Genomic DNA, 25,518 nt, shown 5'->3' with positions numbered 1-25,518 from the left:
TTAGCCGAAAGTACTGAAAGGGTTAAAGAACAGCACCGCAAGATACGCAATAAAGCCGCATAATAACAGCGCGCCCGCCAGGTGGCCGATGCGGTGTTTGCGGCCGATGCACAGCACGCTCAGCAGCACGCTGGCCGCCAGCATCACCCAGTAATCGCGCTGGAAGGCGGAGGCGTCCACGCTGCCCGGCGACAGCAGGGCGGGTACGCCCAGCACGATCACCGTGTTGAAAATATTGGAGCCGATGATGTTGCCAATCGCCATATCATCTTCGCCCTTCAGCGCCCCGGCGATGGAGGTGGCCAACTCGGGCAGACTGGTGCCGATGGCGATAATGGTCAGGCCGACCACCAGTTCGCTCAGGCCGAAATAGTGCGCGATCACCGTCGCGTTATCGACCACCATTCTGGAAGAGAGCGGCAGAATGATAAACGCCAGCACCAGCCACAGCACCGCCACGGTGTTGCTGCTGTCCTGCGGCAACTCGGCGATCTGCTCCATGGTCAGGCTGTCGCTGCCCTCGCGCTGCGCCAGACGGGCGATTTTCAGCATCAGCAGGATGAAGCCGGCGGCGGCGGCCAACAGCAGCACGCCGTCCAGCCTGCTGAGGGTGCCGTCCATCAACACGAAACCGCACAATACTGTGACCGCTAACATCAACGGCAGTTCGCGCCGCAGTATTTCGGAGCGCGCCGCCAGCGGGTGGATCAGCGCCGCGACGCCCAGGATCAATAAAATGTTGGTGATGTTGGAACCTAATACGTTGCCAACGGCCATATCTATCTGCCCGTTGAGCGCGGCGGTGGTCGACACGATCAACTCCGGCAGCGACGTGCCGATGCCGACGATGGTCATGCCGATGATCAACGGCGGCACGCCGAGCGAGCGGGAAATCACGGCAGCACCATAAACTAAGCGGTCTGCACCGTACACCAGTAGAAATAAACCAACGATTAATAATGCTATCGCGAGAAACATGCAGGGTCCTTTGTCGGGTATTATCCCGGTTCGTTGGTTAAAGCCGTCAATGCGGCGGTATTGCTTGCCCTCCGTTGCGCGCGTTTGAGTCGCAGCAACGGTTTTTCCCGGCTAATAGTTGAACACTTTCGTTTTTTTTCGTTATGGCGCCAATTTTGACCGGGTGGCGCGGAAAAGTAAAACCAATGGCACCATTGGTTGCGAAATGGCAGTAAGTTTTTGTAAAGATGAGACGGATTGCGCCCATTGCTTTAACATCACGGGTAGATTCAGCAAAAGATGAGTCGTAAAGGGTCCATTAACATGCTCCAAAAGGCAGATAATTTGGTCGAAGTGCGCGACATGAGCTTCTCGCGCGGCGACCGACGGATATTTGAAGACATCAACCTGACGGTGCCTCGCGGTAAGGTCACGGCGATCATGGGGCCATCGGGCATCGGCAAAACCACGCTGCTGCGTCTGATCGGCGGTCAACTGACGCCGGACAGCGGGGAGATTTGGTTTGACGGCGACAACATTCCCGCGTTGTCCCGCCGTCAGTTATACGACGCGCGCAAAAAGATGAGCATGCTGTTCCAGTCGGGCGCGCTGTTCACCGATTTGACCGTATTCGAAAACGTGGCCTACCCGCTGCGTGAACACAGCAACCTGCCTGAACCCCTGCTGCGCAGCACGGTGCTGATGAAGCTGGAAGCGGTGGGGCTGCGCGGCGCGGCCCAACTGATGCCCAATGAACTCTCCGGCGGCATGGCGCGCCGGGCGGCGTTGGCGCGGGCGATCGCGCTGGACCCTGAAATGATCATGTTCGACGAGCCCTTCGTCGGCCAGGATCCGATCACCATGGGGGTGCTGGTCAAGCTGATTGACGAGCTGAACCATGCGTTGGGCATTACCTGCATCGTGGTGTCGCACGACGTACCGGAGGTGCTGAGCATCGCCGACTACGCCTACATCGTGGCCGATCACCGGGTGATCGCCGAAGGCACCACGCAGCAATTGCAGAACAATCCTGATGCGCGCGTGCGCCAGTTCCTGGATGGTATAGCGGATGGGCCGGTGCCGTTCCGCTATCCGGCCGGGGACTATCAGACTGAACTGCTAGGCTTAGGGAGTAAATAAGCTCATGTTATTAAGAGCGTTAGCGTCGTTGGGGCGCAGTGGCATCAACACCAGCGCCAGCTTCGGCCGCGCCGGGCTGATGCTGTTCAACGCATTGATTGGCCGGCCGGAACCCGGCAAGCAGTGGCCGTTGTTGCTGAAGCAGCTCTATAGCGTCGGCGTGCAGTCGCTGTTGATCATCATGGTTTCCGGGCTGTTCATCGGCATGGTGCTGGGTCTGCAGGGGTACATCGTGCTCACCACCTACAGCGCTGAAGCCAGCCTCGGCATGATGGTGGCGCTGTCGCTGCTGCGCGAGCTGGGGCCGGTGGTGACGGCGCTGCTGTTCGCCGGCCGCGCCGGTTCCGCGCTCACGGCGGAAATCGGCCTGATGAAGGCGACGGAACAGATCTCCAGCCTGGAAATGATGGCGGTCGATCCGCTGCGGCGCATCGTGGCGCCGCGCTTCTGGGCCGGGCTTATCAGCATGCCGCTGTTGACCATCATCTTCGTGGCGATCGGCATTTGGGGCGGCTCGGTGGTCGGCGTGGATTGGAAGGGCATCGACAGCGGCTTCTTCTGGTCGGCGATGCAGGGCGCCGTAGAGTGGAAAAAAGATCTGCTCAACTGTCTGATCAAAAGCGTGGTGTTCGCCATTACCGTAACCTGGATTGCCATTTTCAACGGGTACGACGCCGTGCCTACCTCTGAAGGGATTAGCCGGGCGACGACGCGGACCGTGGTGCATTCGTCACTGGCGGTGTTGGGATTGGATTTCGTGCTGACAGCACTGATGTTTGGGAATTGATTCGATGCAAACGAAGAAGAGTGAAATCTGGGTTGGGGCATTTATGCTGATCGCACTGTGCGCCATCGTGTTTATCTGCCTGCAGGTGGCGAACCTTAAATCGATCGGCAGCGAGCCGACCTACCGCGTTTACGCGACGTTCGACAACATCGGCGGCCTGAAGCCGCGTTCGCCGGTGAAGATCGGCGGCGTAGTGATCGGCCGCGTGGCGGACATCGAACTCGATCCGAAAACCTACACGCCGCGCGTGGCGATGGATATCCAGAAAAAGTACGACCAAATCCCGGATACCAGCTCGCTGGCGATCCGCACCTCCGGCCTGCTGGGCGAACAATATCTGGCGCTTAACGTGGGCTTCGAAGATCCTGAAATGGGCACCGCCATTCTGAAAGACGGCGGCACCATTCAGGACACCAAGTCAGCCATGGTTCTGGAAGATCTGATCGGCCAGTTCCTGTATAAAAGCGGCGGTCAGGACAGCGCCAAATCGGGAGACGCGGCCGCTGAGCCGGCTGCCGGCGCTGCACCGCAACCCGCTGTTCCAAATCATTAAGAGAGGATACCTGCATGTTTAAACGTTTACTGATGGTGGCCCTGCTGGTGGTTGCGCCGCTGGCGAGCGCAGCCGACCAAACCAATCCTTACAGCATGATGCAAGAAGCGGCGCAGAAGACCTTCAGCCGTTTGAAGAACGAACAGCCGAAGATCAAGCAGGACCCGAATTATCTGCGCGCCATCGTGCATCAGGAACTGATGCCGTTCGTGCAGGTGAAATATGCCGGCGCGCTGGTGCTGGGCCGTTACTACAAAGACGCGACGCCTGCGCAGCGCGAAGCTTATTTCACCGCCTTCCAGTCTTACCTGGAGCAGGCTTACGGCCAGGCGCTGGCGATGTACCACGGCCAGACTTACCAGATCGCGCCTGAACAGCCGCTGGGCAACGCCGATATCGTGGCCATTCGCGTCACCATCATCGACAACGGCGGCCGCCCGCCGGTGCGTCTGGACTTCCAATGGCGCAAGAACAGCAAAACCGGCTACTGGCAGGCATATGACATGATCGCCGAAGGCGTCAGCATGATCACCACCAAGCAGAACGAGTGGGCGTCTACGCTGCGTACCCAGGGCATCGACGGCCTGACCAAACAGCTGCAGGCCGCCGCCGCGCAGCCTATCACGCTGGACAAGAAAAACTGATGTCGGCAGCGCTCAGCTTCGAATCACAGCAGCAGACGCTGATCCTGCGCGGTGAACTGGACCGGGAAACGCTGCAGCCGTTGTGGCGGCAGCGCGACGCGTTGATGGCGGATAAAACCGCGATAGACGTGGCGCAACTGCAGCGTGTGGACTCCTCCGGGCTGGCGCTGTTGCTGCATCTGCAGGAAGAGCAGCGCCAACGCGGCGTCGCGCTAAAAATTTTCGGCGCTACCGAGCGCTTGAAAACGCTGATCGCGCTCTACAACCTGCAGGCGATAATGCCTGTCGATACCGCCGGTTAGCGGCGCTTTACGCCGCCTTTACGTGGTAAAGCGATACAAAGCCCCTGTTACGCAGGGGCTTTTTCTTTAGTTTAAGAAAACATCGTATTCCACTAAGATACTAGGCTGTTTATGATCCTTTAGCGGCAGAACTGGATACTATGGAAACCAACGAGATTAAAGACGTGCTGATGCAGGCATTGGCACTGGATGAAGTACATGTGACGGGCGACGGCAGCCACTTTCAGGCGATCGTGGTCGGCGAACTGTTCGCCGGCATGAGCCGCGTCAAAAAACAGCAGACGGTTTACGCGCCGCTGATGGAATACATTGCGGACAACCGCATTCATGCCTTGTCTATCAAGGCGTACACCCCTGAAGAGTGGCAGCGAGACCGCAAACTCAACGGATTTTAAGGCTGTTTGCCCTGCCGGGCGGGCAGCTTCAGATTAGATAACAGAGAGTAGTCAGATGGATAAATTTCGTGTGCAGGGTCGGACTCGCCTGAGCGGTGAAGTGTCTATTTCCGGGGCCAAAAACGCCGCCCTGCCGATCCTGTTCGCCGCCCTGTTGGCGGAAGAGCCGGTCGAGCTGCAGAATGTCCCTAAACTGAAGGACATCGACACCACCATTAAACTACTCAACCAATTGGGTACCAAGATTGAGCGCAACGGTTCAGTCTTTGTGGACGCCAGCGGCGTGAACGAGTTCTGCGCCCCTTACGATCTGGTGAAAACCATGCGCGCTTCCATCTGGGCGTTGGGGCCGCTGGTGGCGCGCTTCGGCCGCGGTCAGGTTTCTCTGCCGGGCGGCTGCGCCATCGGCGCGCGTCCGGTCGATCTGCACATCACCGGCCTGGAGCAGCTGGGCGCCGAGATCAAGCTGGAAGAAGGTTACGTCAAGGCGTCCGTCGATGGCCGCCTGAAAGGCGCGCACATCGTTATGGACAAGGTGAGCGTGGGCGCGACTGTGACCATCATGAGCGCTGCGACCCTGGCGACCGGCACCACCGTTATCGAGAACGCCGCGCGTGAGCCGGAAATTGTCGATACCGCCAACTTCCTCAACACGCTGGGCGCGAAGATCAGCGGCGCCGGCAGCGACAAGATCACCATCGAGGGCGTCGAGCGTCTGGGCGGCGGCGTGTATCGCGTGCTGCCTGACCGCATCGAGACCGGTACCTTCCTGATCGCCGCCGCAGTTTCCGGCGGTAAAGTGATGTGCCGCAACACCCGTCCGGACACGCTGGATGCGGTGTTGGCCAAGCTGCGCGAAGCCGGTGCCGATATCGAAGTGGGCGAAGACTGGATCAGCCTGGACATGCACGGCAAACGTCCGAAGGCGGTCACCGTGCGCACCGCGCCGCACCCGGGCTTCCCGACCGACATGCAGGCCCAGTTCAGCCTGCTGAACCTGGTGGCGGAAGGCACCGGCGTCATCACCGAGACCATCTTCGAAAACCGCTTCATGCACGTGCCGGAATTGATCCGCATGGGCGCGCACGCGGAAATCGAGAGCAACACCGTGATCTGTCATGGCGTTGAACAGCTGTCCGGCGCTCAGGTGATGGCGACCGACCTGCGCGCTTCCGCCAGCCTGGTGATTGCCGGCTGCATCGCCGACGGCGTGACCGTTGTCGATCGCATCTATCACATCGATCGCGGCTATGAACGTATTGAAGACAAGCTGCGCGCGCTGGGTGCGAACATCGAGCGTGTGAAAGGCGAATAACGCATTAGCGCCGGCGCGGCTGCGTCGGCAGGATGAAAATCAAAGGGCCGGCTATCAAGCCGGCCCTTTTTTAATTGCTGTCTTCCGGGAATTCACCCACCGTCATTTTCAACGTAATGCGCTTGCCGTCGCGCAGCACGATAACCGGTATCTCGGTGCCCGGCCTGATCTCCGCCACCTGATCCATGGTTTCCAGCACGGACACCGCCGGTTTGTTATCCACGTTGATGATGATGTCGTTGATCTGGAAACCGGCGCTGCTCGCCGGACCGTTTGGCGTAATCTCGGTTACGATGATGCCCTGCAGGCGATCGATGCCGGAATTGGACGAGCGCAGCGGGATGATCTCTTTGCCCTGAATGCCGAAATAGCCACGGATCACGCGGCCGTCGCGGATCAGCTTGTCCATGATTTTGGTGGCCAGTTCGATCGGAATGGCGAAGCCGAGGCCCTCCGGCGTTTCGCCGTCGGTGATTTTGTCATAGGTCAGGGTGTTGATGCCGATCAGCTCGCCCAGCGAGTTGACCAGCGCGCCGCCGGAGTTGCCGCGGTTGATCGAGGCGTCGGTCTGCAGAAACGTCTGCCGGCCGGTGGTGCTCATACTGATGCGCCCGGTGGCGCTGAGGATGCCCTGAGTGACGGTCTGCCCCAGGTTATAGGGATTGCCGATCGCCAGCACCACGTCGCCGACGTGGGCAACGCGATTTTTATTGGTCGGGATCACCGGTAAATTGCCGGGATCGATCTTCAGCACCGCCAGGTCGGTCAGGCCATCGGAGCCGACCAGCAGCGCTTCGTAGCGGCGGCCATCCTGCAACACCACGGTGATCTGCTGTGCGTCTTTGATCACGTGGCGGTTGGTGATGATATAGCCGCGTTCGTTCATGATCACGCCGGAACCGAGCGACAGCACGTTGGCGGCGCCGTTCAGGTTGCGGTTGTAGATGTTCACCACGGCGGGCGCAGCACGGCGCACCGCTTTGTTGTAGCTCACCGGCGTTTCGTCGCTGGTATTCTCGGTTTTTTCTGCAAACAGGCCGTTGGAAGAGCGCAGCATGGGCAGGGCGGCCAACAGCAGGCCGGCAACGATGAGACCGATAACGACAGAACGCAAGAGCTTAGCAAACATGGAGTTTTCGTGGTGTGGTGAACGATGTTCGGAGGATAGCATGAGTTAACCGGGCGCAGTATGTCACCGAGCCCGGTTTTTGCACAAATTAACGCAGCAGCAGATAAATGGTTTCGTTACCGCGCACGATATTGAGCGCCATCACCGGCGGCTTGGCTTCCAGCACCTTACGCAGCGCAGTGATGCTGTCCACGCGCTGGCGGTTGACGCCGATGATCACGTCGCCTTTTTGCAGACCGATCTGCGCCGCCGTTGAGCCTTTATCCACGTTCTCCACCTTCACGCCCTTGTCGCCGCTCGGCAGCGCGCCGTTGCTGAGGGAAACCCCCTGCAGCGCCGGCGACAGCGTTTCGGCGTTGGTCGAGGCGCTCTCGCTGTTGTCCAGCGTGACCGAGACTTCCTGCGCTTTGCCGTCGCGCAGCAGGCCTACCTTGAGGGTTTTGCCCGGCGCGGTGGTGCCGACCTTGGCGCGCAGCTCGGCGAAGCTGTTCACCGGCTTGCCGTCGACGGAGACCAGAATATCCCCGGCTTTGATGCCGGCCTTGGCGGCGGCGGATTTCGGCAGCACTTCGCTGACGAAGGCGCCGCGCTGCGCGTCGGTGTTGAAGGCTTTGGCCATGTCCGGGGTCATTTCGCTGCCCTTGATGCCCAAGAGGCCGCGCTTCACTTCGCCGAATTCGATCAGCTGCTGGCTCAGGTTCTGCGCCATATTGCTCGGAATGGCGAAGCCGATGCCGACGTTGCCGCCGCTCGGCGCCAGGATGGCGGTATTGATGCCGATCAGCTCGCCGTTCAGGTTAACCAGCGCACCGCCGGAGTTGCCGCGGTTGATCGAGGCGTCGGTCTGAATGAAGTTTTCCAGCCCTTCCAGATTCAGGCCGGTGCGGCCCAACGCCGAGATAATGCCGGAGGTGGCGGTTTGGCCCAGGCCAAACGGGTTGCCGACCGCCACGGCGAAGTCGCCGACGCGCAGCTGATCGGAGTCGGCCATCTTGATGGCGGTCAGATTTTTGGTGTCGCTGAGCTGCAGCAGGGCGATGTCGGATTGCTCATCGCGGCCGACCAGCTTGGCGTCCAGCTCACGGCCGTCGTTCAACTGCACGCGGATTTTATCGGCGTTGTTGATGACGTGGTTGTTGGTCAGCACGTAGCCTTTGGCGGCGTCGATGATCACGCCGGAACCCAGCCCTTCAAACGGGCGGGAGCTCTGCTGTTGGCCGGGGAAATTGGGGCCGAAGAAGCGTCTGAACTCTTCCGGCAGCTGTTGGCGCTGCACCTGAGTGCCTGCGACATGCACGCTCACGACGGCGGGCAAGACTTTTTCCAGCATCGGCGCCAGGCTCGGCAGCGGCTGACCCTGAACGGCGACGGGCAGGGCCGCGTTAGCCGCCGGTACGGAGCTGAGCGCCAGGCCGAGGCTCATTGCCAATGCGCTAAGAATTAACGATTTTTTCTTCATTGATGATAACTCTCTCAATACCTGCCGATGAAAATTTGATGATAAGGCAATCACCTTGTCATAGTGAAGGGTAAGACCGTGAATTTGCGTGCAAAGTTCAGTAAAGGTAATGCGAAGGAAGGTCAATCAGGCAAACGGAGAAATAAACCCGCGGGTGGCCCCGCGGGCGAAGGGCGAGATGTTAGTCGCGGCGCGCGCCTTGGCCGCGCAGCAGGCCGGAAGCGCCTTCCGAATAGTCGCGCGGCATTTCCACCGGCGCCTGATCGTTGTCCGCTTCCGCTTCGGTCAGGCGATAGCGGAACGGGTTCTCCTGCATCGGCAGATCCGGCAGCAGGTTGTTGGAGCTTTTCGCCATATGCTGATACAGCTGGCGATAATCACGCGCCATGTTGTCCAGCAGCTCGGCGCTGCGGGCGAAGTGGCCGACCAGCTCCTGACGGTACTCTTCCAGCTCGGTTTTGCTCTTGTCCAGCTCATTCTGCAAGACTTGTTGTTGACGCAATTTACGGTTGCCAAAACGCATCGCCACCGCACCAATCACGATACCGACGACCAAACCAATCAGCGCATACTCCCAGGTCATGATGACTCCTATTTTGACTTCGTTGTTCCGCAGGGATTTTTCACTTAATAATATCCACTATAACCGTTAACCTTGTCCGAGTGGAATCCTGATGCGCTTCCACCCAGTGTTTACAGGGGTTTTCAACGGCGCCCGCAGCGGGCATTTGTGGCGATAACGGTGCGAATCGGCATCAACTTGCCGCCAACGTTGGCTAAATAATTTCTAAGCGTTCTTAGGGAACATCGAACAGATGCAGGCACTATCACCGTTATCTCGCTACCAGCAGGCGCTGGATGCGGGGGAATATCAGGCCGATGAGGTTCAACGCCGGGCCGTCACTCAACTGGATCGCATTTATCAGGCCCTGCTGCAAAAACCGGCGATGAGCGCACCTGCCGGCGGGCTGCGCGGCAAGCTCAGCCGTTTGCTGGGCAAGGGCGGCGAAACGGCGCCGCAGCGTCCGGTGCAGGGGCTGTATATGTGGGGCGGCGTCGGGCGCGGCAAAACCTGGCTGATGGACATGTTTTTCCACAGCCTGCCGAGCGATCGCAAAATGCGTCTGCACTTCCACCGCTTCATGCTGCGGGTGCATGAAGAGTTGACCGAGCTGCAAGGGCAGGAAAACCCGCTGGAAATCGTCGCCGACGGCTTCAAGGCCGAAACCGACGTGCTGTGCTTCGACGAGTTCTTCGTGTCCGACATCACCGACGCCATGCTGCTGGCCACGCTGCTGCAGGCGCTGTTCGCGCGCGGCATCACCCTGGTGGCCACCTCGAACATCCCGCCGGACGATCTGTACCGCAACGGCCTGCAGCGGGCGCGTTTTCTGCCGGCCATCGATCTCATCAACGAATACTGCGACGTGATGAACGTCGACGCCGGCATCGACTATCGCCTGCGTACCCTGACCCAGGCGCACCTCTATCTGACGCCGCTGGGCGAGCAAACGCGCGAGACCCTGGATCGGATGTTCGTCAAGCTGGCGGGCAAGGCGGGGGAAGAGGCGCCGGTGCTGCAGATTAACCATCGGCCGCTGCAGGCGATCCGTTCGGTGGACGGCGTGCTGGCGGTAGATTTCCACACGCTGTGCGAAGAGGCGCGCAGCCAGCTGGACTATATTGCGCTGTCGCGGCTGTATCACAGCGTGATCCTGTATAATGTGCAGGTGATGGGGCCGCTGAAAGAGAATACCGCGCGCCGTTTCCTGGCGTTGGTGGACGAATTCTACGAGCGGCACATCAAGCTGGTGATCGGTGCCGAAGCGTCGATGTTCGAGATCTATCAGGGGGTGCAACTGAAATTTGAATTCCAGCGCTGCCTGTCGCGCCTGCAGGAAATGCAGAGCGAAGAGTATCTCAAGCTGCCGCATCTGCCCTGAGTCCGCAGGCTTGTCGCCGCCGTATCGCCGGTTGTCCGCCACCGGCGATAAATTTATTTTCCATTCAAAAACCGTTCGATCTTTGTGAGCGACTTCTCTATAATCTTGCGACCCCACGTTACAACAAAGTTTTTTTTCCCAAAAACTTTATAGTGCCGGCAATGGCTATTCGAAGGGGTAGGTTTGCTGGACTTGTATGGTCGTGTGAGCCTCAACTGTTTTCGAGCGTTTGGGTGTTCACCAACGTGTAACTAATTATTGGGTAAGCTTTCTAATGAAAACTTTTACAGCTAAACCAGAAACCGTAAAACGCGACTGGTACGTTGTTGATGCAGATGGTAAAACTTTAGGCCGTCTCGCTACTGAACTGGCTCGTCGCCTGCGCGGCAAGCATAAAGCGGAATACACCCCGCACGTGGATACCGGTGATTACATCATCGTTCTGAACGCTGACAAAGTTGCTGTAACCGGCAACAAGCGTACAGACAAAGTGTACTACCACCACACCGGCCACATCGGTGGTATCAAGCAAGCGACCTTTGAAGAGATGATTGCCCGCCGTCCTGAGCGCGTGATTGAAATCGCGGTTAAAGGCATGCTGCCAAAGGGCCCGCTGGGTCGTGCTATGTTCCGTAAACTGAAAGTTTACGCGGGCACCGAGCACAATCACGCGGCACAGCAACCGCAAGTTCTGGACATTTAATCGGGATTAATGGCAATGGCTGAAAATCAATACTACGGCACTGGTCGCCGCAAAAGCTCCGCCGCTCGCGTCTTCATCAAGCCGGGCAACGGTAACATCGTTATCAACCAGCGCAGCCTGGAACAGTACTTCGGTCGCGAAACTGCCCGCATGGTAGTTCGTCAGCCGCTGGAGCTGGTCGACATGGTTGGCAAACTGGACCTGTACATCACCGTTAAAGGTGGTGGTATCTCCGGTCAAGCTGGCGCTATCCGTCACGGTATCACCCGTGCACTGATGGAGTACGATGAGACTCTGCGTTCTGAACTGCGTAAAGCTGGCTTCGTCACCCGTGACGCTCGTCAGGTTGAACGTAAGAAAGTCGGCCTGCGTAAAGCACGTCGTCGTCCGCAGTTCTCCAAGCGTTAATTTTCGCTGCTTCGGCAGTGCGATTTACGCAAAAAACCCGGTGCTGCACCGGGTTTTTTTATGCCTGAAATCCGCCGTCCCCGACTAAAATCTGTGGCATATCAGACAATTCAACATGAATTCGCCGCACCGTCCCCACAAAACAAGCAAAATCTGGTAAACTATCACCCACTTTTGCGCCTGTTCGCCGTGCAGTTGACCGCCTGGGCCGGTTTTTCATGGGCTCGGGTCGCGCTGCGTGCTGCCGGCCTGCGGCAAGATTATTCAGGATAGCAGCCTGTCAGTTGGCTATTCGCAGTATTTTCTAGATAACTTGGAGGTTTTCATGGCTGTCGCTGCCAACAAACGTTCGGTAATGACGCTGTTCTCTGGCCCGACCGACATTTTTAGCCATCAAGTACGCATCGTACTGGCGGAGAAAGGTGTCAGCGTCGAGATCGAGCAGGTCGAAATGGATAACCTGCCGCAAGATCTGATTGACCTCAACCCTTACCAGACGGTGCCTACGCTGGTCGATCGCGAACTGACCCTGTATGAATCCCGCATCATCATGGAATACCTGGATGAGCGTTTCCCGCACCCGCCGCTGATGCCGGTTTACCCGGTTGCCCGTGGCGAGAGCCGTCTGATGATGCTGCGCATCGAGAAGAACTGGTACTCGCTGATGGACAAGATCGAGAAAAGCAGCGGTCAGGAAGCGGAGTCCGCCCGTCGCCAACTGCGCGAAGAGCTGCTGGCGATCGCGCCGATCTTCGGTCAGGCGCCGTATTTCATGAGCGAAGAGTTCAGCCTGGTGGATTGCTACCTGGCACCGCTGTTGTGGCGTCTGCCGCAGCTGGGCATCGAATTGAGCGGCGCCGGCTCCAAAGAGCTGAAAGGCTACATGACCCGCGTCTTTGAACGCGACGCTTTCCTGGCTTCTCTGACCGAAGCCGAGCGTGAAATGCGCCTGCAAACCCGGGGCTAAGCGCGATGGACATGTCTCAGATGACGCCGCGTCGCCCGTATCTGCTGCGGGCGTTCTACGACTGGCTGCTGGATAACCAGCTGACGCCGCACCTGGTGGTCGACGTGACTCGCCCTGATGTTCAGGTGCCGATGGAATTCGCGCGTGACGGCCAGATCGTGCTGAATATCGCGCCGCGCGCGGTAGGCAACCTGGCGTTGGGCAACGAAGACGTGCAGTTCAACGCGCGCTTCGGCGGCGTGCCGCGTCAGGTTTCGGTGCCGATGGCCGCCGTGCTGGCGATCTATGCGCGTGAAAACGGCGCCGGCACGATGTTCGAACCGGAAGCCGCCTACGACGAGAGCGAAGGCGTGTTCGAAGGTCTGGACAATGAGACGATCCCTTCGGAAACGCTGATGTCAGTGATCGACGGCGATCGCCCGGATACTGCGGAAGACAACGGCCCGGATGACGAGCCGCCGCAGCCGCCGCGCGGTGGCCGCCCGGCGCTGCGCGTGGTGAAATAATCCCGCCAGAGCGAACGAAAAAGCACCCTAAGGGGTGCTTTTTTTTTGCCCGGCAGAAGCGGGTCAGCCTTTCAGGGCGGCAATGCAGGCATCGCGGGGCGCGCTGAGATCGCCGACGCGCACGGTAGACAGGGCGCGGGTTGCGCGCTGGCGGAAACTGGTGATGGCGGTGTCGCCTTGCACCTCCGGCGGCGCGGTGCAGATGTCATTAAGCGGCAGATCGTTGCCTTGGTTGAGCGCCTGCAACACCGCCGCCGGATTGTAGATCAGGGCCGCGGAAAGGGCCGATTTGATACCGGCGGTAAAGCCGGCGTTGCCGCCGCCGGCCAGCTTGGGCGCCAGGGCAATCCAGTTGTCGTCCCCCAGCCGGATGCTGTTTTCTACGGCGCTGAACTGCCCGGCCTTACCCAACTGCGCCACGACCGGCCGCGCGCCGCGCGCTTCGATATTGTAACCGACCTCCTGCGAATCCGGCGCCATGGCTGAAGCGCTGAAACTGGCGGCCAGCAGCGCGCCGGCCAACAGGGAAATGGAGCATTTCATGTTCGCTATCCTTATCTCGGTGTCAGGCGCAGCCGCGCCCCGCAATGGTGCTAACTCAATACTATAGCGCGTTGAGGCGGTAAGGAGAGGGGAGGTTGTTACAAAGCGTGGCAGGCTAAAAACAGAGGCCCGTCAATGTGCCGGGCCTCGGATGGTACGGGAGGTTTACACTTCCAGGTAGTTCATGATGCCGTCTGCCGCTTTGCGGCCTTCGGCGATCGCCGTCACCACCAGGTCGGAGCCGCGCACCGCGTCGCCACCGGCGAAGATTTTCGGGTTGCTGGTCTGGAACGCGTTGTCGTTGCCTTCCGGTGCCAGGATGCGGCCCTGTTTGTCGAGCTGCACGTCATGCGCCGCCAGCCAGTCCATGCGGTGCGGGCGGAAGCCGAACGCCATCACCACCGCGTCGGCGTCGATCACGTGCTCGGAACCCGGCACCTGCTCCGCCGCCTGACGGCCGTTGACATCCGGCGCGCCTAACTGAGTGCGCACCATTTTCACTCCGGCTACGCGGCCGGCGTTGTTCAGTTCGATGCTCAGCGGCTGCAGGTTGAACTGGAAGTCCACCCCTTCTTCCCGGGCGTTCTTCACTTCGCGCTTGGAGCCCGGCATGTTGGCTTCGTCGCGGCGGTAGGCGCAGGTGACCTGCGTCGCGCCCTGACGCACCGAGGTGCGCACGCAGTCCATGGCGGTATCGCCGCCGCCTAGCACCACCACGCGTTTGCCTTCCATGCTGACATAAGGCTCGTGCTGCTCGGTTTCATACCCCATCAGCTGCTTGGTGTTGGCGATGAGGAACGGCAGCGCGTCGTACACACCCTGCGCCTCCTCGTTCTCCAGACCGCCGCGCATTGACTGATAGGTACCGACGCCGAGGAACACCGCATCGTACTCGCTCAGCAAAGTCTCCATGCTGACGTCTTTGCCCACTTCGGTATTCAACTGGAACTCGATGCCCATCTCGCTGAAGATGCCGCGGCGTTTGATCATCACGTCCTTTTCCAGCTTGAAGGCCGGGATACCGAAGGTCAGCAGGCCGCCGATCTCCGGATGACGATCATACACCACCGCTTTGACACCGTTGCGGGTCAGCACGTCGGCGCAGGCCAGCCCGGCGGGGCCGGCGCCGACGATCGCCACGCGCTTGCCGGTTGGCTGCACGTGCGACATGTCCGGCTTCCAGCCCATTTCGATGGCCTTATCGCTGATGTAGCGCTCGATATTGCCGATGGTGACCGCGCCGAACTCGTCGTTCAGGGTGCAGGAGCCTTCGCACAGGCGATCCTGCGGGCATACGCGGCCGCACACTTCCGGCAGGCTGTTGGTCTGATGCGCCAGGTCCGCCGCTTCCATGATGCGGCCTTCGTTGGCCAGCTTCAGCCAGTTCGGGATGTAGTTGTGCACCGGGCACTTCCACTCGCAATACGGGTTGCCGCAGGACAGACAGCGATCCGCCTGGGCCTTGGCCTGGGTTTCCGAAAACGGTTCGTAGATCTCGACGAACTCGATTTTGCGGATTTTCAGCGGTTTCTTTGGCGGATCAACACGCTGCAGGTCGATAAATTGATAAACGTTCTGGCTCATTAATGACCTACCTCTTACTGCGCCTGCACCCGCAGCTCGGCTGCGGAACGGCTACGGTGACCCAACAGCGCTTTGACATCGCTGGACTTCGGTTTGACCAGGGCGAACTTCGGCGCCCACTCCGGCCAGTTGGCCAGGATCTCTTCCGCGCGGGAAGAGCCGGTCGCCTGCACGTGTTCGGTGATCAGGCCGCGCAGGTGCTCCTCGTGGATCGCCAGCTGATCGACATCCAGCACTTCCACCAGCTCCGGGTTCACGCGCTTGCGGAACTCGCCGTCTTCGTCCAGCACGTAGGCGAAGCCGCCGGTCATGCCGGCACCGAAGTTGATGCCGGTTTTACCCAGCACGCAGACGATGCCGCCGGTCATGTATTCACAGCCGTTGTCGCCGATGCCTTCCACCACGGTGATGGCGCCGGAGTTGCGCACCGCGAAACGTTCGCCCGCGCGGCCGGCGGCGAACAGTTTGCCGCCGGTGGCGCCGTACAGGCAGGTGTTGCCGACGATGCTGGCTTCATGGCTGCGGAAGGCGGAGCCGATCGGCGGACGTACCGCGATGCTGCCGCCGGCCATGCCTTTACCGACATAGTCGTTGGCGTCGCCGGTCAGGGTCAGCTCGACGCCGCCGGCGTTCCAGACGCCGAAGCTCTGCCCGGCGGTGCCGGAGAAGTGCGCCTTGATCGGATCGGCCGCCATGCCCTGATCGCCGTGCGCGTTGGCGATAGCGCCGGACAGCATGGCGCCCACGGAGCGGTCAGTGTTGCGAATGTCGAAGTAGAAGGTTTTGCCCTGTTTCGCTTCGATGTGCGGCTGCGCCTGCGCCAGCAGCTCTTTGTTCAGCAGGCCCTTGTCGAACGCCGGGTTGCTGCTTTCGGTGCAGTACACCGCTTTGCCCGGATGCGGCGTGGCGGTTTTCAGCAGCGGCGACAGATCCAGCTTGTTCTGCTTGGCGGAAATGCCGTCCAGTTCGGTCAGGAACTCGGTGCGGCCGATCAGATCCACCAGCTGGCTCACGCCCAGCTGCGCCATGATCTCGCGGGTTTCACGCGCGATAAACTGGAAGTAATTCGTCACGCGTTCCGGCAGGCCGTGGTAGTGATCGCGACGCAGTTTGTCGTCCTGAGTCGCGACGCCGGTCGCGCAGTTGTTGAGATGGCAGATGCGCAGGTATTTGCAGCCCAGCGCCACCATTGGCCCGGTGCCGAAGCCGAAGCTTTCCGCGCCCAGGATCGCCGCTTTGACGATGTCCACGCCGGTTTTCAGGCCGCCGTCCACCTGCAGGCGGATCTTGTGGCGCAGGCCGTTGGCCACCAGCGCCTGCTGGGTTTCCACCAGGCCCAATTCCCACGGACAGCCGGCGTATTTCACCGAGGACAGCGGGCTGGCGCCGGTGCCGCCGTCGTAACCGGCGATGGTGATGAGATCGGCATAGGCTTTCGCCACGCCGGTGGCGATGGTGCCGACGCCCGGTTCGGACACCAGTTTCACCGAGATCACCGCCTTCGGATTGACCTGCTTCAGGTCGAAGATCAGCTGCGCCAGATCTTCGATCGAGTAGATATCGTGGTGCGGCGGCGGGGAGATCAGGGTCACGCCCGGCACCGAGTAACGCAGTCTGGCGATATACGGGGTGACTTTGTCGCCCGGCAGCTGGCCGCCTTCGCCCGGCTTGGCGCCCTGCGCCACCTTAATCTGGATCACATCGGCGTTCACCAGATAGGCCGGCGTCACGCCGAAGCGGCCGGAGGCCACCTGTTTGATGCGCGACACCTTGTTGGTGCGGTAGCGCGCCGGATCTTCGCCGCCTTCGCCGGAGTTGGAGAAACCGCCGAGGCCGTTCATGGCGATCGCCAGCGACTCGTGCGCTTCCGGGCTCAGTGCGCCGATCGACATCGCCGCGGTGTCGAAGCGTTTGAACAGCGACTCCGCCGGTTCAACCTGATCGACCGGGATCGGTTCGCCTTTCGGCGTGATGGCCAGCAGATCGCGCAGCATGGCGACCGGCCGCTCGTTCACCAGCTTGGCGTAGGCTTGATAGTCGCTGTACTCGCCGCTGTGCACCGCTTTTTGCAACGAGTTCACCACGTCCGGGTTGTAAGCGTGGTATTCGCCGCCGTGCACGAACTTCAGCAGGCCGCCTTGCTCCAGCGGTTTGCGTTTCAGCCAGGCACGCTTGGAAAGGTTCTGCAGATCCTGCTGGAAGTCGCTGAAGCTGGCGCCGCCGATGCGGCTGACCACGCCCTGGAAGCACAGATCTGCCAGATCGCGGTGCAGGCCGACCGCTTCGAACAGCTTGGAACAGCGGTAAGAGGCGATGGTCGAGATGCCCATTTTGGACATGATCTTGTACAGGCCCTTGTTGATGCCGTTGCGGTAGTTCAGCATCACGTCGCGGTATTTCTTGTCGATCGCCTGGCTGTCCACCAGCTTGGCCAGGGTTTCATAGGCCAGATATGGGTAGATGGCGGTCGCGCCGAAGCCGAGCAGCACGGCGAAGTGGTGCGGATCGCGGGCGCTGGCGGTTTCAACGATCAGGTTGGCGTCGCAGCGCAGGCTTTTCTCCACCAGGCGGGTTTGTACGGCGCCAACTGCCATCGGGGCCGGTACCGGCAGGCGGCCGGGCGCGATGGCGCGGTCGGACAGCACCAGCAGCACCGCGCCTTCGCGCACCTTGCGTTCCGCTTCGTCGCACAGGGCGCGAATGGTCTGCTCCAGATCCTGCTGTTGCGGATCGAAGGTCAGATCGAGGGTCTCGGCGCGATAGTATTCGCCTTCCAGCGTGGTGAGCTGTTTGAAATCGGAGTACAGCAGGATCGGCGATTTGAAGCTCAGGCGGTGCGCCTGGCCTTCGGCTTCGCAGAACACGTTCATTTCACGGCCGATGCTGGTGGCCAGCGACATGACGTGCGCTTCGCGCAGCGGATCGATAGGCGGGTTGGTGACCTGCGCGAACTGCTGGCGGAAATAGTCGTAAACGATGCGCGGCCGGCTGGAGAGCACGGCGAACGGGGTATCGTCGCCCATCGAGCCGGTGGCTTCCTGGCCGATCTCGCCCAGCACGCGGATCACCTGATCCAGCTCTTCGCTGCTGTAGCCGAACTGTTTCTGGTAGGTCTCGAGCTGTGCGTCGTCGAGCTCGCGGCTGCCAACCTGATCGTCCGGCAGATCTTCGAACGGCACCAGACGTTTGACGTTTTTCTCCATCCACTCTTTATACGGATGGCGGCTTTTCAGATCGTTGTCGGTTTCCGCCGAGTGCAGGATACGGCCGCTGCGGGTGTCGATCACCATCAGCTCGCCGGGGCCGACGCGGCCTTTTTCTACCACTTCGTCCGGCTGGTAATCCCAGATGCCGACTTCGGAGGCGCAGGTGATCAGCTTGTCTTTGGTGATCACGTAGCGCGCCGGGCGCAGGCCGTTGCGATCGAGGTTACAGGCGGCGTAGCGGCCGTCGGACATCACGATGCCGGCCGGGCCGTCCCACGGCTCCATGTGCATCGAGTTGAAGTCGAAGAAGGCGCGCAGATCGCCGTCCATGTCCGGGTTGTTCTGCCAGGCCGGTGGCACCAGCAGGCGCATGGCGCGGATGAGATCCATCCCGCCCGCCAGCAGCAGCTCCAGCATGTTGTCCAGCGAGCTGGAGTCGGAGCCGGTTTCGTTGACGAACGGCGCGGCGGCCTGCAGATCCGGGATCAGCGGCGTTTGGAATTTATAGGTACGGGCGCGCGCCCATTGGCGGTTGCCGGTGATGGTGTTGATTTCGCCGTTGTGCGCCAGGTAACGGAACGGCTGCGCCAGCGGCCAGCGCGGCACGGTGTTGGTGGAGAAACGCTGGTGGAACAGGCAAATGGCCGATTCCAGGCGCAGGTCCGCCAGATCGAGATAGAAGCGCGGCAGATCCGCAGGCATGCAGAGGCCTTTATAGATCGTCACCAGGTTGGAGAAGCTGCAGACGTAGAAACTGTTGTCCTGCACGCGTTTCTCGATGCGGCGGCGCGCCACGAACAGGCGGCGTTCCATATCGCGCGGGCGCCAGCCGGCCGGGGCGTTAACGAAGATTTGCTCGATGCGCGGCAGGGAGGAGAGGGCGATTTCACCCAGCACGTCCGGGTTGGTCGGCACTTCACGCCAGCCGACGATCGACAGCGTTTCGTTTTGCAGCTCTTCTTCCACGATGCGGCGGCTGAGGCGCGCTTCCTCTTCATTCTGGCTGAGGAACATCATGCCGACGGCGTAGTTCTTGGCCAAGCGCCAACCGCGCTCTTCCGCCACCATGCGGAAGAAGCGATCGGGTTTTTGCAGCAACAGGCCGCAGCCGTCGCCGGTCTTGCCGTCGGCCAGGATCGCGCCGCGGTGCTGCATGCGGGCCAGCGCGTGAATGGCGGTGCGCACCACCTTGTGGCTAGGTTCGCCTTCTATGTGGGCGATCAGGCCGAAACCACAGTTGTCCCTCTCTTGGGATTTATCGTACAACATATCAGTGAACCTCCCCAGGCTCTGCGTGACTCTCACAACCTACTGCGAGGGGGCTTCCCAATTTCAGGCAGAAGTCCAATCAGCAAGTTAACCCCGCCAATCTGCTTTTCCGCCCTCCATCAATGGCCTCTCGTGACGGTCTCACAAGTGGTATAGGACTTGTTTTAAGAGGGAGTCTTCAATTACTGCATAAATATGACGAGACGTTTGCCCGTCCAGAAAGCTTCCAGCGGACTTCCAACTTAGCGAGAAAGAATTCGCAGGTCAAATGTGGGCTTAAGATAGATTCTTATCGAATTGATGATGTTTATTTATTTGAAAAATAAGTGTTTTAATGCATTTTTGCACTATCGTGGGGCAACGCGGATCCCCGCAGAAGTGTGAGCTGTCTCACTATAGTGCAACCCCTTAATCTCTGCACCATGCTAGTGCGGGGGTTAATAGCAGAGTTTTATTCTATAAGATATTGCTTTGTTGATGTTTATGACTATTTTTCACCGCATTGTCATATTGCCGTTAACGGTTGCGTGACGATTAGAATAATTCATCAGAATTATAGTGAATTTATTTGCGTTTATGATGAATGGTTATGCGTGATGGCGCCTTGCGGGGAAAGCGTTGATCTCTGTCATCGCGGGAAAAACCGTTTCTTATTAGCATCGCGGCTTTGAACACAGAGAATCACCAAGATTATGCAGTTGCCGCAATTAGTCAATATGTTTGGCGCGGATCTCCAGCGCCGCTATGGCGAAAAGATCCATAAACTCACGCTACACGGCGGATTCAGCTGCCCAAACCGCGACGGCACGCTGGGACGCGGTGGCTGTACATTTTGCAACGTCGCGTCGTTCGCCGATGAAACGATGCAGCAGCAGAGCATCGCCGAACAGCTGGCGCGGCAGGCCGCGCGGGTCGACCGGGCGCGGCGCTATCTGGCCTATTTCCAGGCCTATACCAGCACCTATGCGGAGGTCGAACTGCTGGCGTCGATGTATCGGCAGGCGCTGGCGCAGAGCGACATGGTCGGCCTGTGCGTCGGCACCCGGCCGGACTGCGTGCCGCCCGCCGCGTTGGACCTGCTGGCGGGCTACCGCGAACAAGGCTATGAAGTGTGGCTGGAACTGGGGCTGCAGACGGCGCACGATAAAACGCTAAAGCGCATCAACCGCGGCCATGATTTTCGCTGCTATCAGCAGACCGCACGGCTGGCTCGACAGCGCGGTCTGAAGGTGTGCTGCCATCTGATCGTCGGGCTGCCGGGAGAAACCCAGCGCGATCATCTGCTCACGCTGCAGCAGGTGACGCAGACCGGCGTCGACGGCATCAAGCTCCACCCGCTGCACGTCGTCACCGGCAGCACCCTGGCGCGGGCTTGGCAGGCCGGGCGTTTGTCCGAACTGGCGCTGGAGGATTATGCCGCCAGCGCCGGGGAGATGATCCGCCATACGCCGGGGGACGTGGTGTACCACCGCCTTTCCGCCAGCGCCCGCCGGCCTACGCTGCTGGCGCCGCTGTGGTGCGAAAACCGCTGGAGCGGCATGCAGGCGGTCGGCGCTTATCTGCAACGGCACGGCGGGCAGGGCAGCGCGCTGGATGAAAAGCGGCGCTACCGCCCTGGCATGCCGCTCTGAAGTGCAATCTTTGCCACACTTCGGCGTTTGCCGCCTTATCTCACCGCTGTTTTACGGTATGATTCAAAAGATTGTGTCTGATGGGAGCCGCTATGAAGCAAATCCGGGTGTTGGCCCAGTACTACGTCGATTTAATGGTAAAACTGGGGTTGGTGCGCTTCTCGCTGCTGCTGGCCTCGGCGCTGGTGGTGCTGGCGATGGTGGTGCAGATGGCGGTGACCATGCTGCTGCGCGGCGAAGTGGAAAGCATCGACGTGGTGCGTTCGATCTTCTTCGGCCTGCTGATCACCCCGTGGGCAGTCTATTTCCTCTCTGTGGTGGTGGAGCAGCTGGAGGAGTCGCGCCAACGGCTGGCGCGGTTGGTGGACAAGCTGGAGGAGATGCGCCACCGCGATCTGGAGCTCAACCAGCAGCTTAAAGACAATATCAGCCAGCTGAACCAGGAGATCGCCGACCGTATCAAGGCGGAGGAAGAGCGTCTGCAGGTGATGGAAAAGCTGACGGAAGAGATGGAACAGCGCGAACTGGCGCAGATTGAGCTGGGCCAGCAATCGGCGCTGTTGCGTTCCTTCCTCGATGCCTCGCCGGATCTGGTTTATTACCGCAACGAAGACAAAGAATTTTCCGGTTGCAACCGCGCGATGGAGCTGCTGACCGGCAAGAGCGAGAAGCAGTTGATCGGCCTGACGCCGTTCGACGTCTACGGCCAGGAGATCGCCGAAAAGGTGATCGAAACCGACGAGAAGGTGTTCCGCCACAACGTCTCGCTGACCTACGAACAGTGGTTGGTGTATCCCGATGGCCGCAAGGCCTGTTTCGAGCTGCGCAAGGTGCCGTTTTACGACCGGGTGGGCAAACGCCACGGGCTGATGGGCTTCGGCCGCGATATTACCGAGCGTAAGCGCTACCAGGACGCGCTGGAGAATGCCAGCAGGGAGAAGACCACCTTTATCTCAACGATCAGCCACGAGCTGCGTACGCCGCTTAACGGCATCGTCGGCCTGAGCCGCATCCTGCTCGATACCGAGCTGAACGATGAGCAGCTGAAATACCTGAAGACCATTCACGTCAGCGCCATCACCCTCGGCAACATCTTCAACGACATTATCGAAATGGATAAGCTCGAGCGGCGCAAGGTGCAGCTCGACAACCAGCCGGTGGACTTCACCGGCTTCCTGGCGGATTTGGAGAACCTCTCGGGCCTGCTGGCGCAGCCGAAAGGGCTGCAGTTCGTCATGGAGCCGCAGACGCCGCTGCCGCAGCAGATCGTGACCGACGGCACCCGCCTGCGGCAGATCCTGTGGAACCTGATCGGCAACGCGGTGAAATTTACCCAGCAGGGCCAAATCGTGGTGCGCGTGCGGCGCGAGGCGCCGGAGAAGCTGGTGTTCGAGGTGGAGGACTCGGGCATGGGCATCCCGCAGGACGAGCAGGACAAGATCTTCGCCATGTATTATCAGGTGAAAGATCAGCGCGGTGGCCGCCCGGCCACCGGCACCGGCATCGGGCTGGCGGTCTCCAAGCGGCTGGCGCAGAGCATGGGCGGCGACATCACCGTGCGCAGCGAACAGGGGCACGGTTCTTGCTTCACCCTGACCATCAAGGCGCCGGCGGTGCAGGAAGCCGTCAGCGCGGCGCCGGAGGAAGAGGAGCTGCCGTTGCCGGCGCTGCACATCCTGCTGGTGGAGGATATCGAACTGAACGTGATCGTGGCGCGCTCGGTGCTGGAGAAGCTGGGCAACAGCGTCGAGGTGGCGATGAACGGCCACGACGCGCTGGCGATGTTCGATCCGGACGAGTTCGATCTGGTGCTGCTGGACATCCAACTGCCGGACATGACAGGGCTGGATATCGCCCGGGCGCTGCGTGAGCGCTATGCCGGGCAGGCGCTGCCGCCGCTGGTGGCCCTGACCGCCAACGTGCTGAAAGACAAAAAAGAGTATCTCGAGGCGGGCATGGACGATGTGCTGAGCAAGCCGTTGTCGGTGCCGGCGCTGACCCAGGTCATCAAACACTATTGGGATCATCAACCTTCTCACACTTCTAAGAAAACGGAGCACAAGGCGATGCAGATTAATGAGTCGTTACTCGATACCGCGATGCTGGAGCAGTACATGGACCTGGTTGGCCCGCAGTTGATCCACCAAAGCCTGGAGATGTTCGAACAGATGATGCCGGGCTATCTGGCGGTGCTGGATTCCAACATGACGGCGCGCGATCAGAAAGGCATCACCGAGGAAGGGCACAAGATCAAGGGCGCCGCCGGTTCGGTCGGTCTGCGTCACCTGCAGCAGCTGGCACAACAAATTCAAACGCCTACGCTGCCGGCCTGGTGGGATAACGTGCAGGATTGGGTGGATGAGTTGAAACAAGAGTGGCGCAACGATGTGCAGGTGCTGCGGGCTTGGGTTGAGAACGCTGAAAAAAAATGACCCCGACCTAAGCCGGGGTGCGCGAATATTGCGCCAACACCAGGGAAATTGTGAACCTGCGTATTGGTTTCAGTGTTCTGGTCGAGCAGGTTGTAGCGAATTCCTAAACATCATACAGCCAACAACATAGCAAATGTAAGCGCTCTTGTTAGAAGATTCATTAAAATGTGTGATGTAGATTAGTGTTTGTCAACTCCGAGCACGAACCAGTTGACAGCAGCGACAGGAGTAAGAGTGATGAAAAAGGTGGGTGTCGTCCTCAGCGGCAGCGGCGTTTATGACGGTACAGAGATCCATGAAGCGGTGTTGACGCTGCTGGCGTTGGACCGCGCCGGCGCCCAGGCGGTGTGCTTTGCGCCGGATAAACCTCAACGCCATGTTATCAATCACTTATCCGGTGATGAGATGGCGGAGTCGCGCAATGTCCTGATTGAATCGGCGCGCATCGCCCGCGGCGCTGTGCAGCCGCTGGCGCTGGCGGAAGCCGCGCAGCTGGATGCGCTGATCGTGCCCGGCGGCTTCGGCGCCGCCAAGAATCTCAGCAATTTCGCCGAAGCCGGCGTGGAATGTTGGGTCGATGAAGATTTGGCGCGCCTGACGCGCGAGATGCATAAGGCCAACAAACCAATTGGCCTGATGTGCATCGCGCCGGCGCTGTTGCCGAAGCTGCTGGATCAACAAGCGCGGCTGACCATTGGCAACGATCCCGACCTGGGGGAAGTGATTGACGCCATGGGCGGAGAGCCGGTGATTTGCCCGGTGGACGACATCGTGGTGGACCGCGAACATAAGATCGTGACCACGCCGGCCTATATGCTGGCGCCGTCGATCGCGCAGGCGGCCCTCGGCATCGACAAACTGGTGGCGCGGGTGCTGGAACTGGCTGAATGAGAAAATCGCTCGGCGGATGGCGGCGGCTGCGCCCGTGGTATTGGCTGAAGCGCGGCGTCATCGCGATTATCGGCCTGTGGGTGCTGGGCATTGTGGCCTTTGCTTTCCTGCCGGTGCCGTTTTCCGCCGTGATGGTGGAGCGGCAAGTCAGCGCCTGGTTGAGCGGCGACTTCGGCTACGTCGCTCATTCTGACTGGGTGTCGATGGACGATATCTCGCCGCAGATGGCGCTGGCGGTGATGGCGGCGGAAGATCAGAAGTTTCCCGATCATTGGGGCTTCGACGTGGCGGCCATTGAAAAGGCGCTCAGCCACAACGAGAAACGCCCGACGCGCATCCGCGGCGCGTCCACGCTGTCGCAGCAAACCGCCAAGAATCTGTTTCTGTGGGATGGCCGCAGCTGGCTGCGCAAAGGGCTGGAGGCCGGGCTGACGTCGGGCATCGAGCTGGTGTGGACCAAGCGGCGCATTCTGACGGTGTATCTGAACATCGTAGAGTTCGGCGATGGGGTGTTCGGCGTGGAGGAGGCTTCACAACGCTTTTTCCATAAGCCGGCCAAGCGCCTGACCGCAGCCGAAGCGGCGCTGCTGGCGGCGGTATTGCCGAATCCGCACCGTTTCAGGGCCGATGCGCCGTCCGGCTATGTGGTGCAGCGTCAACAGTGGATCATGCGTCAGATGCGGCAGTTGGGCGGGGAAACGTTTTTACGCGAGAACAAGCTGGATTAAGCGAGCGGGAACGGCGTAGCGCCGCT

The 25,518-nt window shown here is 60.2% G+C and carries 23 protein-coding genes; 16 read left to right on the top strand and 7 right to left on the bottom strand.

Annotation, left to right across the window (positions count from 1 at the left end; all coding sequences use genetic code 11):
• Positions 1-978, bottom strand: a complete 978-nt coding sequence (locus ACRAWE_RS17345) for a calcium/sodium antiporter (protein WP_432525659.1) — start codon at positions 976-978, stop codon at positions 1-3.
• Between the two features lie 303 nt (positions 979-1,281).
• Between ACRAWE_RS17345 and mlaF the strand changes: the two genes are divergently transcribed.
• The 7 genes from mlaF to murA all read left to right on the top strand — a co-directional run bounded on the left by mlaF (position 1,282) and on the right by murA (position 6,093).
• On the top strand, positions 1,282-2,097 hold the full coding sequence (mlaF, locus tag ACRAWE_RS17340) for a phospholipid ABC transporter ATP-binding protein MlaF (protein WP_043129180.1): 816 nt from the start codon (positions 1,282-1,284) through the stop codon (positions 2,095-2,097).
• Positions 2,098-2,101: 4 nt separating this feature from the next.
• Positions 2,102-2,884: a lipid asymmetry maintenance ABC transporter permease subunit MlaE gene (gene mlaE, locus ACRAWE_RS17335; RefSeq protein WP_004937059.1), complete on the top strand. Its 783-nt coding sequence runs from the start codon at positions 2,102-2,104 to the stop codon at positions 2,882-2,884.
• A 4-nt stretch (positions 2,885-2,888) separates the two neighbouring features.
• A complete protein-coding gene (gene mlaD, locus ACRAWE_RS17330; protein ID WP_025160119.1) occupies positions 2,889-3,437 on the top strand; it encodes an outer membrane lipid asymmetry maintenance protein MlaD in 549 nt (182 codons plus the stop codon).
• Between the two features lie 14 nt (positions 3,438-3,451).
• Complete coding sequence (mlaC, locus tag ACRAWE_RS17325) at positions 3,452-4,081, top strand: phospholipid-binding protein MlaC (protein ID WP_019453133.1); 630 nt, start codon at positions 3,452-3,454, stop codon at positions 4,079-4,081.
• Positions 4,081-4,383 carry a lipid asymmetry maintenance protein MlaB gene (gene mlaB / locus ACRAWE_RS17320; protein ID WP_074055004.1) on the top strand — a complete coding sequence of 101 codons (303 nt, stop codon included), beginning with the start codon at positions 4,081-4,083 and terminating at the stop codon, positions 4,381-4,383. Before mlaC ends, mlaB begins: the two co-directional genes overlap by 1 nt.
• Before the next feature lie 140 nt (positions 4,384-4,523).
• Positions 4,524-4,778, top strand: coding sequence for a BolA family iron metabolism protein IbaG (ibaG, locus tag ACRAWE_RS17315; protein ID WP_004937066.1), 255 nt, complete (start codon positions 4,524-4,526; stop codon positions 4,776-4,778).
• A gap of 55 nt (positions 4,779-4,833) precedes the next feature.
• Positions 4,834-6,093, top strand: coding sequence for a UDP-N-acetylglucosamine 1-carboxyvinyltransferase (gene murA, locus ACRAWE_RS17310; protein ID WP_063918698.1), 1,260 nt, complete (start codon positions 4,834-4,836; stop codon positions 6,091-6,093).
• A 70-nt stretch (positions 6,094-6,163) separates the two neighbouring features.
• Here the strand turns inward: murA and degS are convergent, their stop codons facing one another.
• From degS to zapG, 3 genes are all read right to left on the bottom strand, one after another.
• Positions 6,164-7,222, bottom strand: coding sequence for an outer membrane-stress sensor serine endopeptidase DegS (gene degS / locus ACRAWE_RS17305; protein ID WP_019453130.1), 1,059 nt, complete (start codon positions 7,220-7,222; stop codon positions 6,164-6,166).
• Between the two features lie 88 nt (positions 7,223-7,310).
• A complete protein-coding gene (gene degQ, locus ACRAWE_RS17300) occupies positions 7,311-8,681 on the bottom strand; it encodes a serine endoprotease DegQ (protein ID WP_063918699.1) in 1,371 nt (456 codons plus the stop codon).
• Between the two features lie 181 nt (positions 8,682-8,862).
• Entirely contained in the window at positions 8,863-9,264 is a 402-nt protein-coding gene (gene zapG, locus ACRAWE_RS17295; RefSeq protein WP_063918700.1) for a Z-ring associated protein ZapG, read from the bottom strand.
• A 232-nt stretch (positions 9,265-9,496) separates the two neighbouring features.
• On the opposite strand from zapG, the gene zapE reads away from it, so the two are divergent.
• The 5 genes from zapE (at position 9,497) to sspB (ending at position 13,208) form a co-directional block, all read left to right on the top strand.
• Positions 9,497-10,624 carry a cell division protein ZapE gene (gene zapE / locus ACRAWE_RS17290; protein ID WP_432525658.1) on the top strand — a complete coding sequence of 376 codons (1,128 nt, stop codon included), beginning with the start codon at positions 9,497-9,499 and terminating at the stop codon, positions 10,622-10,624.
• Between the two features lie 274 nt (positions 10,625-10,898).
• The gene (gene rplM / locus ACRAWE_RS17285) at positions 10,899-11,327 is read left to right on the top strand and encodes a 50S ribosomal protein L13 (protein WP_004937079.1); all 429 of its coding nucleotides are present in this window, start codon (positions 10,899-10,901) and stop codon (positions 11,325-11,327) included.
• Positions 11,328-11,342: 15 nt separating this feature from the next.
• Positions 11,343-11,735 (top strand): 30S ribosomal protein S9, encoded by a 393-nt coding sequence (rpsI, locus tag ACRAWE_RS17280; protein ID WP_004937080.1) that lies wholly within the window; start codon positions 11,343-11,345, stop codon positions 11,733-11,735.
• Between the two features lie 325 nt (positions 11,736-12,060).
• Positions 12,061-12,702 (top strand): stringent starvation protein SspA, encoded by a 642-nt coding sequence (sspA, locus tag ACRAWE_RS17275; RefSeq protein ID WP_004937082.1) that lies wholly within the window; start codon positions 12,061-12,063, stop codon positions 12,700-12,702.
• A gap of 5 nt (positions 12,703-12,707) precedes the next feature.
• Positions 12,708-13,208, top strand: coding sequence for a ClpXP protease specificity-enhancing factor (sspB, locus tag ACRAWE_RS17270; RefSeq protein WP_004937084.1), 501 nt, complete (start codon positions 12,708-12,710; stop codon positions 13,206-13,208).
• Between the two features lie 63 nt (positions 13,209-13,271).
• Here the strand turns inward: sspB and ACRAWE_RS17265 are convergent, their stop codons facing one another.
• The 3 genes from ACRAWE_RS17265 to gltB all read right to left on the bottom strand — a co-directional run bounded on the left by ACRAWE_RS17265 (position 13,272) and on the right by gltB (position 19,810).
• Positions 13,272-13,751: a hypothetical protein gene (locus tag ACRAWE_RS17265; RefSeq protein WP_019453125.1), complete on the bottom strand. Its 480-nt coding sequence runs from the start codon at positions 13,749-13,751 to the stop codon at positions 13,272-13,274.
• Positions 13,752-13,916: 165 nt separating this feature from the next.
• Entirely contained in the window at positions 13,917-15,335 is a 1,419-nt protein-coding gene (locus tag ACRAWE_RS17260) for a glutamate synthase small subunit (protein WP_432525656.1), read from the bottom strand.
• 14 nt (positions 15,336-15,349) lie between these two features.
• The gene (gltB, locus tag ACRAWE_RS17255) at positions 15,350-19,810 is read right to left on the bottom strand and encodes a glutamate synthase large subunit (RefSeq protein ID WP_019453123.1); all 4,461 of its coding nucleotides are present in this window, start codon (positions 19,808-19,810) and stop codon (positions 15,350-15,352) included.
• Between the two features lie 692 nt (positions 19,811-20,502).
• On the opposite strand from gltB, the gene ACRAWE_RS17250 reads away from it, so the two are divergent.
• From ACRAWE_RS17250 to mtgA, 4 genes are all read left to right on the top strand, one after another.
• Positions 20,503-21,441 carry a TIGR01212 family radical SAM protein gene (locus tag ACRAWE_RS17250; protein ID WP_154747285.1) on the top strand — a complete coding sequence of 313 codons (939 nt, stop codon included), beginning with the start codon at positions 20,503-20,505 and terminating at the stop codon, positions 21,439-21,441.
• Positions 21,442-21,533: 92 nt separating this feature from the next.
• A complete protein-coding gene (gene arcB / locus ACRAWE_RS17245) occupies positions 21,534-23,873 on the top strand; it encodes an aerobic respiration two-component sensor histidine kinase ArcB (RefSeq protein ID WP_019453121.1) in 2,340 nt (779 codons plus the stop codon).
• Between the two features lie 237 nt (positions 23,874-24,110).
• Complete coding sequence (gene elbB, locus ACRAWE_RS17240) at positions 24,111-24,764, top strand: isoprenoid biosynthesis glyoxalase ElbB (RefSeq protein WP_432525655.1); 654 nt, start codon at positions 24,111-24,113, stop codon at positions 24,762-24,764.
• The gene (gene mtgA / locus ACRAWE_RS17235; RefSeq protein WP_019453119.1) at positions 24,761-25,492 is read left to right on the top strand and encodes a monofunctional biosynthetic peptidoglycan transglycosylase; all 732 of its coding nucleotides are present in this window, start codon (positions 24,761-24,763) and stop codon (positions 25,490-25,492) included. Before elbB ends, mtgA begins: the two co-directional genes overlap by 4 nt.
• Positions 25,493-25,518 lie beyond the last annotated feature (26 nt).

Source organism: Serratia sp. BFP-2025 (assembly GCF_050880365.1).
Lineage (GTDB): Bacteria > Pseudomonadota > Gammaproteobacteria > Enterobacterales > Enterobacteriaceae > Serratia > Serratia surfactantfaciens.
Note: the sequence above shows the minus strand (reverse complement) of the source record. Positions and strands in the feature narration are given on the sequence as shown.

What these genes read in the sequence shown, in the direction of transcription:
- mlaB (WP_074055004.1), top strand. Translation starts at nt 4,081, where the DNA reads ATGTCGGCAGCGCTCAGCTTCGAATCACAGCAGCAGACGCTGATCCTG.
- zapE (WP_432525658.1), top strand. Translation starts at nt 9,497, where the DNA reads ATGCAGGCACTATCACCGTTATCTCGCTACCAGCAGGCGCTGGATGCG.
- arcB (WP_019453121.1), top strand. Translation starts at nt 21,534, where the DNA reads ATGAAGCAAATCCGGGTGTTGGCCCAGTACTACGTCGATTTAATGGTA.
- murA (WP_063918698.1), top strand. Translation starts at nt 4,834, where the DNA reads ATGGATAAATTTCGTGTGCAGGGTCGGACTCGCCTGAGCGGTGAAGTG.
- ACRAWE_RS17345 (WP_432525659.1), bottom strand. Translation starts at nt 978, where the DNA reads ATGTTTCTCGCGATAGCATTATTAATCGTTGGTTTATTTCTACTGGTG.
- ACRAWE_RS17260 (WP_432525656.1), bottom strand. Translation starts at nt 15,335, where the DNA reads ATGAGCCAGAACGTTTATCAATTTATCGACCTGCAGCGTGTTGATCCG.
- gltB (WP_019453123.1), bottom strand. Translation starts at nt 19,810, where the DNA reads ATGTTGTACGATAAATCCCAAGAGAGGGACAACTGTGGTTTCGGCCTG.
- mlaE (WP_004937059.1), top strand. Translation starts at nt 2,102, where the DNA reads ATGTTATTAAGAGCGTTAGCGTCGTTGGGGCGCAGTGGCATCAACACC.
- ibaG (WP_004937066.1), top strand. Translation starts at nt 4,524, where the DNA reads ATGGAAACCAACGAGATTAAAGACGTGCTGATGCAGGCATTGGCACTG.
- sspA (WP_004937082.1), top strand. Translation starts at nt 12,061, where the DNA reads ATGGCTGTCGCTGCCAACAAACGTTCGGTAATGACGCTGTTCTCTGGC.
- elbB (WP_432525655.1), top strand. Translation starts at nt 24,111, where the DNA reads ATGAAAAAGGTGGGTGTCGTCCTCAGCGGCAGCGGCGTTTATGACGGT.
- rpsI (WP_004937080.1), top strand. Translation starts at nt 11,343, where the DNA reads ATGGCTGAAAATCAATACTACGGCACTGGTCGCCGCAAAAGCTCCGCC.
- mlaC (WP_019453133.1), top strand. Translation starts at nt 3,452, where the DNA reads ATGTTTAAACGTTTACTGATGGTGGCCCTGCTGGTGGTTGCGCCGCTG.
- ACRAWE_RS17265 (WP_019453125.1), bottom strand. Translation starts at nt 13,751, where the DNA reads ATGAAATGCTCCATTTCCCTGTTGGCCGGCGCGCTGCTGGCCGCCAGT.
- mtgA (WP_019453119.1), top strand. Translation starts at nt 24,761, where the DNA reads ATGAGAAAATCGCTCGGCGGATGGCGGCGGCTGCGCCCGTGGTATTGG.
- sspB (WP_004937084.1), top strand. Translation starts at nt 12,708, where the DNA reads ATGGACATGTCTCAGATGACGCCGCGTCGCCCGTATCTGCTGCGGGCG.
- mlaF (WP_043129180.1), top strand. Translation starts at nt 1,282, where the DNA reads ATGCTCCAAAAGGCAGATAATTTGGTCGAAGTGCGCGACATGAGCTTC.
- rplM (WP_004937079.1), top strand. Translation starts at nt 10,899, where the DNA reads ATGAAAACTTTTACAGCTAAACCAGAAACCGTAAAACGCGACTGGTAC.
- ACRAWE_RS17250 (WP_154747285.1), top strand. Translation starts at nt 20,503, where the DNA reads ATGCAGTTGCCGCAATTAGTCAATATGTTTGGCGCGGATCTCCAGCGC.
- degQ (WP_063918699.1), bottom strand. Translation starts at nt 8,681, where the DNA reads ATGAAGAAAAAATCGTTAATTCTTAGCGCATTGGCAATGAGCCTCGGC.
- mlaD (WP_025160119.1), top strand. Translation starts at nt 2,889, where the DNA reads ATGCAAACGAAGAAGAGTGAAATCTGGGTTGGGGCATTTATGCTGATC.
- zapG (WP_063918700.1), bottom strand. Translation starts at nt 9,264, where the DNA reads ATGACCTGGGAGTATGCGCTGATTGGTTTGGTCGTCGGTATCGTGATT.
- degS (WP_019453130.1), bottom strand. Translation starts at nt 7,222, where the DNA reads ATGTTTGCTAAGCTCTTGCGTTCTGTCGTTATCGGTCTCATCGTTGCC.